Origin of the sequence: Corynebacterium gottingense (genome assembly GCF_007559235.1) — a bacterium.
Taxonomy (GTDB): Bacteria; Actinomycetota; Actinomycetes; order Mycobacteriales; family Mycobacteriaceae; genus Corynebacterium; species Corynebacterium gottingense.
This window is the reverse complement of the sequence record NZ_VMHH01000002.1, coordinates 79,243-92,065: the sequence shown is the minus strand read 5'-3', so window position 1 is coordinate 92,065 and position 12,823 is coordinate 79,243. Positions and strand designations below refer to the sequence as shown.

General features: G+C 67.3%; 13 protein-coding genes. 7 read left to right on the top strand and 6 right to left on the bottom strand.

Annotation, left to right across the window (positions count from 1 at the left end):
* Positions 1 to 2: 2 nt before the first annotated feature.
* The 3 genes from FPH17_RS03120 to FPH17_RS03110 form a co-directional block, all read right to left on the bottom strand.
* Positions 3 to 263 (bottom strand): hypothetical protein, encoded by a 261-nt coding sequence (locus FPH17_RS03120; protein WP_154878661.1) that lies wholly within the window; start codon positions 261 to 263, stop codon positions 3 to 5.
* Entirely contained in the window at positions 260 to 1,291 is a 1,032-nt protein-coding gene (locus FPH17_RS03115; RefSeq protein ID WP_154878660.1) for a serine hydrolase domain-containing protein, read from the bottom strand. The genes FPH17_RS03120 and FPH17_RS03115 overlap by 4 nt, the downstream gene beginning before the upstream one ends.
* 62 nt (positions 1,292 to 1,353) lie before the next feature.
* Positions 1,354 to 2,043, bottom strand: a complete 690-nt coding sequence (locus tag FPH17_RS03110) for an ACT domain-containing protein (RefSeq protein WP_154878659.1) — start codon at positions 2,041 to 2,043, stop codon at positions 1,354 to 1,356.
* Positions 2,044 to 2,130: 87 nt separating this feature from the next.
* Between FPH17_RS03110 and FPH17_RS03105 the strand changes: the two genes are divergently transcribed.
* The 6 genes from FPH17_RS03105 to FPH17_RS03080 all read left to right on the top strand — a co-directional run bounded on the left by FPH17_RS03105 (position 2,131) and on the right by FPH17_RS03080 (position 8,240).
* Positions 2,131 to 3,282, top strand: a complete 1,152-nt coding sequence (locus FPH17_RS03105; protein ID WP_154878658.1) for a cytochrome P450 family protein — start codon at positions 2,131 to 2,133, stop codon at positions 3,280 to 3,282.
* 115 nt (positions 3,283 to 3,397) lie between these two features.
* Positions 3,398 to 3,700 (top strand): Asp-tRNA(Asn)/Glu-tRNA(Gln) amidotransferase subunit GatC, encoded by a 303-nt coding sequence (gene gatC, locus FPH17_RS03100; protein WP_095276076.1) that lies wholly within the window; start codon positions 3,398 to 3,400, stop codon positions 3,698 to 3,700.
* Positions 3,701 to 5,203, top strand: a complete 1,503-nt coding sequence (gene gatA, locus FPH17_RS03095) for an Asp-tRNA(Asn)/Glu-tRNA(Gln) amidotransferase subunit GatA (protein WP_154878657.1) — start codon at positions 3,701 to 3,703, stop codon at positions 5,201 to 5,203.
* 45 nt (positions 5,204 to 5,248) lie between these two features.
* Positions 5,249 to 6,595 carry an MFS transporter gene (locus FPH17_RS03090; RefSeq protein WP_239216158.1) on the top strand — a complete coding sequence of 449 codons (1,347 nt, stop codon included), beginning with the start codon at positions 5,249 to 5,251 and terminating at the stop codon, positions 6,593 to 6,595.
* Between the two features lie 70 nt (positions 6,596 to 6,665).
* Positions 6,666 to 7,697, top strand: coding sequence for a 6-phosphofructokinase (locus tag FPH17_RS03085; RefSeq protein WP_095276080.1), 1,032 nt, complete (start codon positions 6,666 to 6,668; stop codon positions 7,695 to 7,697).
* Complete coding sequence (locus tag FPH17_RS03080) at positions 7,698 to 8,240, top strand: mismatch-specific DNA-glycosylase (RefSeq protein WP_154878656.1); 543 nt, start codon at positions 7,698 to 7,700, stop codon at positions 8,238 to 8,240.
* Here FPH17_RS03080 and FPH17_RS03075 read toward each other — a convergent pair.
* Together FPH17_RS03075 and FPH17_RS03070 are read right to left on the bottom strand one after the other, a co-directional pair.
* Entirely contained in the window at positions 8,180 to 9,001 is an 822-nt protein-coding gene (locus FPH17_RS03075) for a PrsW family intramembrane metalloprotease (RefSeq protein ID WP_154878655.1), read from the bottom strand. The two genes, FPH17_RS03080 and FPH17_RS03075, sit on opposite strands and share 61 nt — an antisense overlap.
* Entirely contained in the window at positions 8,998 to 9,531 is a 534-nt protein-coding gene (locus FPH17_RS03070; RefSeq protein ID WP_154878654.1) for a hypothetical protein, read from the bottom strand. Before FPH17_RS03070 ends, FPH17_RS03075 begins: the two co-directional genes overlap by 4 nt.
* A gap of 85 nt (positions 9,532 to 9,616) precedes the next feature.
* Between FPH17_RS03070 and gatB the strand changes: the two genes are divergently transcribed.
* Positions 9,617 to 11,116, top strand: coding sequence for an Asp-tRNA(Asn)/Glu-tRNA(Gln) amidotransferase subunit GatB (gatB, locus tag FPH17_RS03065; RefSeq protein WP_154878653.1), 1,500 nt, complete (start codon positions 9,617 to 9,619; stop codon positions 11,114 to 11,116).
* Positions 11,117 to 11,202: 86 nt separating this feature from the next.
* Here gatB and FPH17_RS03060 read toward each other — a convergent pair whose 3' ends face one another.
* The gene (locus tag FPH17_RS03060; RefSeq protein WP_154878652.1) at positions 11,203 to 12,657 is read right to left on the bottom strand and encodes a YkvI family membrane protein; all 1,455 of its coding nucleotides are present in this window, start codon (positions 12,655 to 12,657) and stop codon (positions 11,203 to 11,205) included.
* Positions 12,658 to 12,823: the final 166 nt, after the last annotated feature.

Genomic DNA, 12,823 nt, shown 5'->3' with positions numbered 1-12,823 from the left:
TTCTAGCGTTCCAAAACCGTGGAACGCTGTAAAGCGAGTCGCGCGGCGCTCAAGCCGACGAGCACCGCCGCCCACACCGCGAGGGCCCACCACAGCCAGATGGGGAGCGTAGCGTTCCAATCAAGTGGGGTGGCGATCCACCACACTACGAGGGCGGTGAGGGCGGCGTTGACAAGCGCGAAGCCCCTACGCTGCGGGCGACGCATGGCGCGGAACGTCTCCCACGCCAGGAGGGCGATAATGAATGCGATGAGTGGGATCATGCGAGCTCCTTGGTGGTGTCGAGGAGGTTGATGCCTAGGTCGTCGACCCAGGCTTCGGTGTCGCCGGCAACGAACACCGCGCGGTGCGGGTTTTCCGGGTCCCACACGAGCATCGTGCGAAACCCACCGGTCCCACCGTTGTGGAAGGTGTATGCATCGGCGGTGGCCCAGCCGTAGTCGGGCCGGCCGTGCTCGTCGACCCACTCGATGAATCGCGCCATGTCGGACGCGGTCGAGCGGATCGCGCCCGCCGGCGCCCAGCCGTCCATGTCCCAGGGCTCCGCCTCGCGCCCGTTACTGCGCAGACCGCGCCCGAGCAGGTGCGTATCCACCCCGCCGGGGCCCGCCACGAACGATTCGTCCATGCCCGCAGGCAAGAAGATCCGCGTTCGCACAAGTTCTTCGTACGGCGTGCCAGTTTTCACCGCGAGCAGTTGCCCGAGCAGCGCGTGCCCGTAGTTGGAGTATGCGTATTCGCCGCGGCCGTGGAGCTCCATGGTCCAGGCGGCGGCAAGGATGTCGTCGGGGGAGTCGGTGCGGTACGCGTTGCCGCCCTGGGTGACGTTGGCTTTCAGGATGTCCGGCAGCCCGAGGCGGCCCATTGGCGGGAGCCCAGCGGTGTGGTTGAGCAGCTCTTCCACGGTGACTGAATCGATCGGTGCGCCGGTGGGGCCGAGGATGTCGCCGACGGTGGTGTGAAGGGTGAGCTCGTTGGCGTGGATCAGCTGTCGCACCAGCTCCGCGTTGAACGTTTTGGTCACCGAGCCGATCTCAAACTCGGTGTGCTCGTCGGCGCCCAGGCCGCCGAACGTGACTCGACCCTGGTCGTACACCAGCGCCGAGAGCGCGCGGTGCCCCGGCTCGGCGGCGGCGCTGCGCTCGAGCGCGGACGCGAGCTGCGCGTCGCCGGTGTGCGCGGTAGCCAGGCCGATGCGCTGTGGGCCGAAGGTGAGCAGGAGGGCAGCCGTCGCGGCGGCAGTCACGGCGCCAATGACACCGGCAATAGGTCGGGAGCATGCGTGTTTCATACTTTCTAGAATTCCAAAAATCTAGAAAGTTGTAAAGGGGGGCGGTGGCGTCGATAAGCCAACTAGCTCAGGATCGCCCCGATGATGCTGCCCAGGTCGCCGATTTGCGATACCTCGGAGGCCAAGAAGTCCGGCCCGCCGACGCGGCCGACCACCAGGACCAACTCGGTGCCGGGCAGGCGGGTGATGGACAGGGCAGTGTCGAGCAGCCACCACGACTTGGGGACCCAGGTGTCCGCGTCGGGCAGGAGGATGCGCGCGGCGTCCACGTCCTGCATTGTGGGGTGAGAGCCGTCGTCCTCCGGCGCCGCCTGCGACGCGGCGACGCGGTCCAGGCCGTGGTCGGTCGCTCGCAGCACCACCGCCCAGGACGAGGTCATCGACCGCGGAATCGCGCCCACCAGTTCCTCCATCGCGCGCTGCTCGTCGCCGGACGCCGCGACGATGCGCTGCAGCATCTGGATCTGGCCGCGGCGATCCACGCGCCCCGTGAACGGGCGGATCGAATCCACCTCTGCGCCCTCCACCGAGGCAGCGGCGGTAATCAGCGTGTCCACCATCGTGCCGGTGGGGAGCTCGACGACAATGTCGTCGGTCACGTGGCCGCTCGCCGAATCCCCCGTTTTGCCTGCGGCAACGCTGTCCACGATGTCCACGGATTGGATATTTGCGTCGACCATGCCGAACGCCGCGGCCAGCTCGCCAAGGCTGCCCGGGACATCAGGGAGAGAGACGCGAATAAGGTAAGACATGCACCTAGTTATATCAGTCAGCCCGTACAACTGACCGTGAAAACGGTGATAGGCTGGCGAATCTTTACGCAGAAAGGACCATGCACCGTGCACGCACGCGAGCTTCCAGACGCCCCCACCGCCAACACCGAACCACGCTCGTACGGCGACGCGCACCTCAGCCGCGGGGAGCGCATCGTGCGCAGCGGTAACGAGGTCGTCGTGCTCGGCAACACCCAGGCCCGCGCCGTGGCGGAGGACCCCGCCCGCTTCTCGTCCGCGGTCTCGCGCTTCATGCAGCTGCCCAACGGCCTCGATGGGGAGGAGCACGAGCGCTTCCGAGCGCTTATCGACGCCTACCTCACCCCCGACGCACTCACCCCCTACACCCCGGCGTTTCGGGAGGCCGCGCGCAGCGTTGTCGCCGACGTCCAGGGGGCGCAGTTGGACGCTGACGGGGGAGAGGTGGACGCGGTGGCCACGATCGGCGCTCGCTACGCCGTGCGCGCCATGCTCGCGTGGCTTGGCTGGCCGGCGGGCATGGAGGATCGCCTGGTCGACTGGGTCGCGGAGAACAACGCCGCCACCCGCTCGGGTCAGCTCGAGCGCACCGCCGCGGTGGCGGAGGCGTTCGACGCCATGATCCACGAGGCCGTCGATGCCGCGAAGGAGTCGCAGACTGCGAAGCCTGCAGACGTCGCAGGCACACCGAGCGTGACCCTGCAGTTGCTCAACGACACGAGCATCGGCCGCCACCTCGAATTCGACGAGCTGGTCTCCGTCCTGCGCAACTGGACCGCGGGCGACCTGAGCTCGATGGCCTACTGCGTCGGCGTCCTGCTCTACGCGCTGGGCACCGACGCGGCGCTCCAGGACCGCCTGCGCAGCGGAGTGTCTGAGCGCGAGTTCACCGCGATCGCCGACGAGATCCTGCGCCAGGACTCGCCCTTTGTGAGCAACCGGCGCGTGACCACCTGCCCGGTGGACCTCGACGGCGTCGAGCTCGACGAGGGGCAGCGCGTGCGGATCCACTGGACCGCCGCGAACCGCGACCCGGAACACCCGAGCAACCTGGTGTGGGGAGCCGGCCCCCACGCCTGCCCGGGCAAGTACCTGTCCATGCTAGAGCTGCGGTGCCTCACCGAGGAGTTGCTGCGGGCGTTCACCGTGGGCGAGGTCGCCGCGGACGCGGGCCGCCGCGAGCAGTTCCCGGTCGGCGGGTGGGCGAGCCTGCCCGTCACGCTGACCCCGCGGCACTAGCGTGGCGCAGGCGGTGCTCGTCGGCAAGCGAGGGCCGTGACGTAAGATGAGGGTCGGTTTACTGACCTTGTTGGATAACGTTAGATAACTCAAGCACGAAAAGATTGGAACCGTTTTGGCTGAGATTTCACGCGAGGAGGTCGCCCGCATCGCCCGGCTCGCCCGCGTTGCGCTGCAGGACGACGAGCTCGATCAGATTTCGCAACAGCTCGACCAGATCGTCGACGCTGTCTCGAAGGTGCAGAGCGTGGACACCGAGGGCGTTGAGCCGATGAGTCACCCGCACTCCATCGAGGCGGGCATGCGACCGGACGTTGAGAAGAAGACACTGACGCAGGCGCAGGCGCTGGACCAGGCGCCGGAGGTGGAAGACGACCGCTTCGTCGTGCCGCAGATCCTCGGGGAGGGAGACGAGTAAATGAGCGAGAACACCAGCTTCACCATGCCCAGTGACGGCCTCATCGCCACGCCCGCCCACGAGCTAGCGCGCATGATCCAGGCCGGCGAGGTCACCTCCCGCGAGGTCACCCACGCGTTCTTGGACCGCATCGCCGAAACCGACGAGACCCTCGGCGCGTTCCTGCACGTGGGCGCGGAAGAAGCGCTCGCCGCGGCCGACGCCGTGGACGCGCAGGTCAAGGCGGGGGAGGAGCCCGCGTCTCCGCTCGCTGGCGTGCCGCTGGCGCTGAAAGACCTGCTCGTGACCACCGACGCGCCGACGACCGCCGCGTCGAAGATGCTTGAGGGCTACATGAGCCCGTATGACGCGACCGTCGTGAAGCACTTGCGCGAAGCAGGTATTCCGATCCTGGGCAAGACGAACCTGGACGAGTTCGCCATGGGCTCCTCGACCGAGAACTCCGCATACAAGGTCACCCGCAACCCGCACGACACCGAGCGCGTGCCGGGCGGCTCCGGCGGCGGCACCGCGGCGGCGCTCGCGGCGGGCCAGGCGCCGCTAGGTATCGGCACGGACACGGGCGGCTCGATCCGCCAGCCGGCGTCGCTGACCGGCACCGTCGGCGTGAAGCCGACCTACGGCGGCGTCTCCCGCTACGGCGTCGTGGCCTGCGCGTCTTCGCTGGACCAGGTCGGCCCCTGTGCCAACAACGTGCTGGACACCGCGCTGCTGCACGAGATCATCGGGGGCCACGACGAGTTCGACGCGACCAGCGTGGACCGCCCGGTGGCACCGCTTGCGGACGCCGCCCGCGAAGGCGCCAGCGGCGACCTCACCGGCGTCAAGGTGGGCAAGGTCAAGCAGTTCCAGCGCCCCGGCACCCAGGACGGGGTCAACGCGCGCATCGACGCCGCCTTTGCCCAGCTCGAGGCCCAGGGCGCGGAGATCGTGGAGGTGGACTGCCCTCACTTCGACGACGTGATGGGCGCCTACTACATCATCCAGATGTCCGAAATGTCCTCCAACCTCGCGCGCTTCGACGGCATGCGCTACGGCCTGCGCGAGGGCGACGACGGCGAGCACTCCGCCGAGCAGGTCATGGCCGCCTCCCGCGGCGCCGGCTTCGGCTCCGAGGTCAAGCGCCGCATCATTCTCGGCACCTATGCCCTGTCGGTGGGCTACTACGACGCCTACTACCTGCAGGCGCAGCGCGTGCGCACCCTGATTGCGCAGGACTTCGCCCGAGCATTCGAGCTTTGCGACGTCATCGCGGCCCCCGCCGTGCCGTCGACTGCTTTTAAGCTCGGCGAGAAGGTCGACGACCCGCTGGCCATGTACAACTTCGACCTGTTCACTCTGCCGCTCAACCTCGCCGGCCTGCCGGGTATGTCCGTGCCTGCCGGCAAGGCGGACGACACAGGTCTGCCGGTCGGTCTGCAGCTCATCGCCCCGGCGTTCGAGGACGCGCGACTCTACCGCGTCGGCGCCGCGTACGAGACCGGCCGCGACGCAGACAAGTAACGCGTCGCCCATCCCAACCCCTGAGACCCTGAGAGGACCCCTTTCGTGACAACTTCTGTGACGTCGGCGGGGCGCTCGGTGGCGCCCCACTCTGGCCCCAACCCCTGGGTGACGCTCGCGGCGCTCGCCGCGGGCTACTTCCTCATCCTTGTGGACCAAGGCCTTATGCCGGTGATCACCCCGCGGCTGCCCTACGAGGTAGGCGACGCGGTCTGGCTCACCAGCGTCTACCTGCTGTGCACCGTCGTGCCCATGCCGGTGACCGGGCGGCTTGGTGACAAGTACGGGCAACGCCCCGTCTTCCTCACCGGCCTGAGCATCTACGTCGCGGCGCTCGCGATCGCCGCGGGCTCCTCGCACCTGTGGGGGCTCGTCCTCGCGCGCGCCATCCAGGGTGTCGGCTCCGCGATTTTCCTCCCGCAGGCTTTCGGGATGATCAACCGCGTCTTCCCGCAGCACAAGCGCGGCCGCGCGTTCGCCGCGTGGGGCGTCATCGGTTCCATCGCCTCGCTCACCGGCCCGGTGGTCGGTGGTGCGATCATCGACGCCGGCGGGTGGCGCGCCGGATTCATCGCCCAAGCCGTCCTGGGCGTCGTCGCGCTGTGCGCGGCGTTCGCGTGGGTGCCGCGGCTGCCGTCGTCGCCCGCGCAGATAGACCTGGCGTCGGTCGCGCTCTCCTTCGCCGGCCTGGGTTTGCTCATCTACGGCATTCAGTACGGCAACGTGGTCGCCATCGTGCTCGGCCTGTGCGGCGTCGCGCTCATCATTTGGCGCGGCGTGAGCGGGCGCGACCACGGGTTCCTGCCCGTCGGGCTGTTCCGCGACAGCAACTTCGCCCTGGGCACCCTCGGGGTCGCCGCCCTGGGCTTTACGGCAGCGTCGATGTTCATCCCGATGATGTACTGGCTGCAGACCGTCATGGAGGTGTCGTCGGCACGCGCGGGCCTGCTCACCGCCCCGATGTCTATCGTCGCGCTCGTGCTCACGCCGGTGGCCGGCGTGCTGTCGGACAAGATGCGCCCCAAGGTACTGTGCGTGTTCGGCTTCGGCACGATGAGCATCGCTCTGCTCGCAACGTACGCCGTCGTGCGCACCGGTGCGAACCCGCTCTGGGTCGCGCTGCTCGCCGCGATCTTCGGCGTGGGCAGCGCGTTCACGTGGGCGCCGAATGCCACGACCACGATGCGCTCGGTGCCCGAGGAGGACTCGGGCGCGGCCTCCGGGCTGTACAACACGTTGCGTCAGGTGGGCAGCGTGCTCGGCGTAGCGCTCGTCGGCGCCGTGCTCGTCTCCGGCGACATCGCAGTGTCGGTGCGCTGGGCTGTGCTCATCCCGCTCGCGGCGATGCTCATCGGTGCGGTCAGCTCGTTCTTCCTCAAGAGCGACCGCTAATTCGCTTTTCGACGCCCACGCCACCGGCTCGGTCGGCCAGCTTCCTGGCAAACGCGCTAAGGTGGCAGTTATGCGACTTGCGACACTAACTTCCGGCGGCGACTGCCCAGGGCTCAACGCCGTCATCCGTGGAATTGTCCGCACTGCCAGCGCCGAGTACGGCTCGACCGTCGTCGGCTACCAGGACGGTTGGGTCGGCCTCATGGAGGATCGCCGCGTCGACCTGTACGACGATGCGTTCATCGACTCGATCCTGCTGCGCGGCGGCACGATCCTGGGCACCGGCCGCCTGCACCCGGACAAGTTCAAGGCCGGGATTGACACCATCAAGGAAAACCTGGCCGACGCGGAGATCGACGCGCTGATTGCCATCGGCGGCGAGGGCACCCTGAAGGGCGCGAAGTGGCTGGCGGACAACGGCATCCCCGTTGTGGGCGTGCCGAAGACCATTGATAACGACGTCGCGGCAACCGACTACACCTTCGGCTTCGACACCGCCGTCTCCGTCGCCACCGACGCGATCGACCGCCTGCACACCACCGCAGAATCGCACAACCGCATCCTTATCGTCGAGGTGATGGGCCGCCACGTCGGCTGGATCGCGCTGCACGCCGGCATGGCCGGCGGCGCGCACTACACCGTGATCCCCGAGGAGCCGTTTGACATCGCCGAGATCTGCAAGGCGATGGAGCGCCGCTTCCAGATGGGCGAGAAGTACGGCATTGTCGTCGTCGCAGAGGGCGCCACCCCGAAGGAAGGCACCATGGACGGCAGCCTGGGCGAGGAGGACGAGTTCGGCCACATCACCTTCAACGGCATGGGCCAGATCGTCGCTGACGAGATCAAGAAGCGCCTGGGCTACGACGTGCGCACCACGGTGCTGGGCCACATCCAGCGCGGCGGTACGCCCACCGCGTACGACCGCGTCCTGGCTACCCGCTACGGCGTCCACGCGGCGCGCGCGGCGCACGAGGGCAACTTTGACACCTGCGTGGCGCTGCACGGCGAGGACATCGACCTCGTCCCGCTGGAGAACGCGGTTGCGCACCTGAAGAGCGTGCCGGAGCACCGCTACACCACGGCGAAGGCGATGTTTGGCTAGATGCGGGATCGGATCCCGGACCCCTGCCGCCTGCTGGTGGTGGGGATTAACCCCGGTCGGCTGACGGAAGAGGTCGACGCCCCGTTCGCCCACCCCGGAAACCGGTTCTGGCCCGCGTTCGAGCGCGCCGGCATCACGCCGTACCGGGTGCACGCCGAGCGAGGGCTCGCAGATGAAGACGCCGCCATGCTCGCCGGAATGGGCATCGGTTTTACCAACTTTGTTGACCGCATGACGCCGCGAGCCTCAGCACTGACACGCGAGGAGCTCGTTGCGGGTGGCGACAAAGTACGCGCGTGCGTCGCGCGGCATCGGCCTGACGTGGTCATGGTCGTGGGCATCGGGGCTTTTCGCGACGCCTACCGTGCTCCGAAAGCCAAGCGCGGACTGCAGCCCGAACGCCTTGCCGGGGTGCCCGTCTGGGTGGTGGGCAACCCGAGCGGGCTCAACGCCCACGAAACAGTGGACAGTCTGGCCGAGAGCTACCGCGAAGTGTGGGACTCAGTCGCCGCGTCGGCGCCGACTGCCCGTGAGCGTCGGTAGCACCAAACCAGCAAGCACCAGCTGGCCGCAACGGTGACCAGCATCGCGATGAGTCCCGCGGCCCCGGGGAGCTCTGACGACGCGTTGAAGGCGCCGTGGACGCACACCGCGAGGAGGAACCAGCCAGCGACGCGCTGCAGCCTCCACGACAGCGAGCGGTCGGTCCGGCACAGCAACGCGCCAAGGCCCCACGCGGCGAGCCCCGTGTACAGTGCGTGGGCGAACGGCGACATGATGAGCCGTACCGCGTAGGTCAACGTGCCGTCGGCGAAATCAGACTCCAGGTCGGTCGCGGCGGCGATTGCGGCAAACGACATGGTTTCTGCGATAAAGAAGCCGGCTCCGACGGCCATGCCGACGACCGCCACCTCGATCCGGCGGGACACCGGCGCGAACGCCGACACGGCGGCAAGCACCAGCAGCAGCTTCGCCGTTTCTTCCGGGAACGGCGAAATGGCGTAGAAGACCACGCTCGGCAGGCTCGCCGCAGCCTCCTGGAATGCGGAGTTGACCGGGCCCATGGGGCCGGTGAGCGCCATGCCCGCGAGTACGGCTGCGGGGAGGCACCAGCGCGAATCCGGGCGGCCGGGGTGGCGGCGCAGCAACACCCATGCGATGAGCAGCAGCGCGAGGACAATTGCCACCGAAATCCCGGCGAACACGGGGCGCCACGGGATCTGCGCGTAGCTGTAGCCGGCGTAGGCCAGCAGGGTGGTAAAGATCAGTCCGACGAGTACCTGGGGGAGGCGGAAGCCACTCACTGGTGCATCGCCTCCTCCGCGGCGAGCCGGGAAATGAGGTCGACGCCGTCGCCACCGCTCGCGCTGAAGTAGGTGGTGGTGTCGCCGCGTTGGACGGAAGCGGCAGCGATGTCACCGCGCTGGCCCACCGCGACGTGGGGAGCGGGGTGGGCGATGTCGTCCGGGCGGAGGTCCTCGCCGCTGGTCATCTGCCAGAAGTAGCGTGTGAGGGCCGCGGGCGCCTCGCCGTCGGCGGGGGAGAGCTCGACGCGGGCGCTCGCCCTCACGTCGTTGGCGCAGTCCCACGTCCACATGCCGCCGACGCCGGTGTCGTCCTGCGCCGGGCGGTTCTCGGTGCGTGGGCAGACGAGTGGGGTGCCGTGGGCGTCGACAAGCGTGACACTGCCTGCGGAAACCGGTTCTGCCTGCGGGGCGGGGGTGCTCACCACGGCGCGGGCGGCGAATGGTGCCGCGAGTACGAGGAGGCCAACGAGCACTACGATCACCACGCCCGTTCTGGTTGGGGAATCTGAGAAATCGGGGTAACGCACGGCGACGATGATAAGGAAGCGTATGTTCGCTCGCAATGGTGCACTGGCGGGGAGAACGTGCGCGGGGATTAGTAGAATGGGGCGCATGACTGTCTACGACTTGATGGATTACGACGAAGTACTGGAAAAGTACGACCCCGTGATGGGGCTCGAGGTGCACGTGGAGCTGGCCACGGAGACGAAAATGTTCTCCACCGCCTCCGCGCACTTCGGCGCTGAACCCAACACCAATATTGACCCGGTTTCGCTCGGCCTGCCGGGCGCGCTGCCCGTGGTCAACGCGAAGGGCGTCGAGTGGGCGATCAAGATCGGCCTGGCGCTCAACTGCGAGATCGCGGAGAGCTCCCGCTTCGCGCGCAAGAACTACTTCTACCCGGACCAGCCGAAGAACTACCAGATCTCGCAGTACGACGAGCCGATCGCGCACGACGGCTACCTCGACGTGCAGCTGGAGGACGGCACTGAGTGGCGCGTGGAGATCGAGCGCGCCCACATGGAGGAGGACACCGGCAAGCTCACGCACCTCGGTTCCTCGTCCGGCCGTATTACGGGCGCGACCGCCTCGCTGGTGGACTGCAACCGCGCCGGCATCCCGCTCATTGAGATCGTGACCAAGCCGATCATCGGCGCCGGCGAGCGCGCCCCCGAGGTGGCGAAGGCGTACGTCGGCGCGCTGCGCGAGCTGGTCAAGGCCCTCGGCGTGTCCGACGCGCGCATGGACCAGGGCTCGATGCGCTGCGACGCCAACCTGTCCCTGCGCCCCGTCGGCCAGGAGAAGTTCGGCACGCGCACCGAGACGAAGAACATCAACTCGCTGAAGTCCGTCGAACAGGCGGTGCGCTTCGAGATGCAGCGCCAGGCCCAGGTGCTTGACGACGGCGGCGAGATCGTCCAAGAAACCCGCCACTACCAAGAGAAGGACGGCTCCACCTCCAAGGGCCGCCCGAAGGAGGAGGCGAGCGAGTACCGCTACTTCAACGACCCGGACCTGCCGCCGGTGATTGCGAAGCCGGAGTGGGTCGAGGAGATCCGCCAGACGCTGCCGGAGCTGCCGTGGGTGCGCCGCGCGCGCATCCAGGAGGAGTGGCAGCTGCCGGAGAAGGAGTTCCGCGACCTGGTCAACGCGGGCGCCCTCGACCTCGTGGTGGACACCGTCGAGGCCGGCACGACGCCGGACGAGGCCCGCGCCTGGTGGGTCTCCTACATCCAGGCGAAGGCGAACGAGGCGGGCAAGGACCTCGACGCGATCGGCGTCGCCCCCGCCGACGTCGCGCGTGTGGTTGAGCTGGTCAAGGAAGGCAAGCTGACCACCAAGCTCGGCCGCCAGGCGATCGACGGCGTCATCGCCGGCGAGGGCACCGTGGACGAGGTGGTCGCTTCCCGCGGCCTCGAGGTCGTGCGCGACGACGGCGCCATCGAGAAGGCGATCGACGACGCGCTGGCTGCGAACCCGGACATCGTGGAGAAGTACCGTGCGGGCAACAAGAAGGTCACCGGCGCGATCGTGGGCGCTGTCATGAAGGCCACCCAAGGCAAGGCTGACCCAGGCGAGGTCAACAAGATGATCGCCGCGAAGCTCGCCTAGGCGCAGTTTTTCGCTTCACGACGAAAGGCGCTCCCCGTTTTGAACCAGGAGCGCCTTTTTGCGTGCGCGGGGGCGTCGAGAAGCTGCTACTTCACCGCGGTGCTGCCGCCCGGGGTGTCGTCGTTGCCCTTAACGCCGTTGGGCGAGTTCGGGTCGACGGCGGGGAAGCTCCCAGTCTCGTAGACCTCCTTGTAGGCGTCCCAGTCGATGCCGTCGCCGTCGGACTCCGGCGCGCCCTCGTAGTCGTCGTGATCCGGGTCGAGGGAGGGGGCGTCCTCGAGGTTGAACTTGTTCTCCTCGTCAGCGTCGAGGTTGGCCGCGACCTCCTCCTGGACAGAGTGCCACAGGTCGGAGTCCTCGACGTGGGACTCGGAGGCGAGCCGCTCCACTTCCTTGCGCTCCTTGGCGGTCAGCTCGTCCTCGGACGGGTCGAGCGCGGTCTCGGCGAGCTCAGCGAGACGCTCGCGGCGGCTGGTCTCCTCCTTGATGTTGTCGCGGTCGTTGAACCAGCCGACGATGATGGCGATGGTCAGGATGATGCCCAGGTAGCCGATCGCCGGGTACACCCAGCTGATCAGGTCAGCGAAGCCGACGAAGGACAGCAGGAAGCCGATGCCGACCACGATGAAGTACACCATGCGGAAGCGCTCCGGGTGCTTGTTGGTCAAGCGGCGGGCCATGGCGTAGAACATGCCGACGGCGGTGTTGTAGATCATCATGTAGATGATGATGGAGACGATGACGCCGACAACCGGGTGCATCGAGTCAAACACGGCGAGCAGCGGCATGTCCTTGCCCGCGACTTTGTCCATGTTGAAGAACAGGATGAAGTTCAGGATGACCAGCATGATGGCGAAGATGAGGCCGCCGAGCAGGCCGCCGACGCCGGCGGTGCGCGGGTTCATCTGCGAGCCGGCGATGACCAGCATCATGGACACCGCCATGATGTTGACGAGGGTGCCGTAGTTGACGGCGGAGAGCAGCCAGTTGTTGAACACGCCGTCGGCGGGGGACTGCTGCAGGGCGATGTCGTTCATCGCGTGCAGGCTGTCGGGCATGTTCATGATGGTGATGCCAAACGCCACGAAAACGGCGATGATGAGAAACGGCGTGATGACGGAGATGACCTGCGTGATGCGGTCCACGTCGAGGAAGCCGGAGAGGACGAGCAGGACGGTCATGATGGTCGCGCCGATCCACGGGGCGAAGCCGAACTGCTGGTTCAGGTTGGAGCCGGCGCCGGCGACCATGACAAAGCCGAACGCGAAGAGGCTGAACATGGTGGCGTAGTCCATGTACTTGGACACGATCGGGCTGGACACGCGGTTGAACACCACGGAGTGGTCGTCGGCAAGGTAGTACGAGCCGAGCTGGAAGATGGTGGTGCCGACGACGAAGATGATGATGCCGGAGATCACGGCGCCGACGATGCCGATGTAGCCGAAGGCGAGGAAGTACTGGATGACTTCCTGGCCGGAGGCGAAGCCGGCGCCGACGAGCAGGCCGACGAGCGCCATGGCCACCTGAATTGTCTGTTTCATGGAATGATCCTAGAAAAATAGTCGTACGATAAAAATGAACCGGGGCGATATTAACAAAGCACGCTCGCCCCCGCGAATGGCCATTTTGCGTGTGTACGGGCATTTTTCGCTTCTCGACGCCACCACCCACCCCAAGAAACGCCAGCGTATCGCCCCGCACACGCGC

Excerpts from the sequence above, each read along its gene's own strand:
- FPH17_RS03120 (WP_154878661.1), bottom strand. The coding sequence starts at position 263 with ATGATCCCACTCATCGCATTCATTATCGCCCTCCTGGCGTGGGAGACG.
- FPH17_RS03115 (WP_154878660.1), bottom strand. The coding sequence starts at position 1,291 with ATGAAACACGCATGCTCCCGACCTATTGCCGGTGTCATTGGCGCCGTG.
- FPH17_RS03110 (WP_154878659.1), bottom strand. The coding sequence starts at position 2,043 with ATGTCTTACCTTATTCGCGTCTCTCTCCCTGATGTCCCGGGCAGCCTT.
- gatA (WP_154878657.1), top strand. The coding sequence starts at position 3,701 with ATGAGCGAGAACACCAGCTTCACCATGCCCAGTGACGGCCTCATCGCC.
- FPH17_RS03085 (WP_095276080.1), top strand. The coding sequence starts at position 6,666 with ATGCGACTTGCGACACTAACTTCCGGCGGCGACTGCCCAGGGCTCAAC.
- FPH17_RS03080 (WP_154878656.1), top strand. The coding sequence starts at position 7,698 with ATGCGGGATCGGATCCCGGACCCCTGCCGCCTGCTGGTGGTGGGGATT.
- gatB (WP_154878653.1), top strand. The coding sequence starts at position 9,617 with ATGACTGTCTACGACTTGATGGATTACGACGAAGTACTGGAAAAGTAC.
- FPH17_RS03060 (WP_154878652.1), bottom strand. The coding sequence starts at position 12,657 with ATGAAACAGACAATTCAGGTGGCCATGGCGCTCGTCGGCCTGCTCGTC.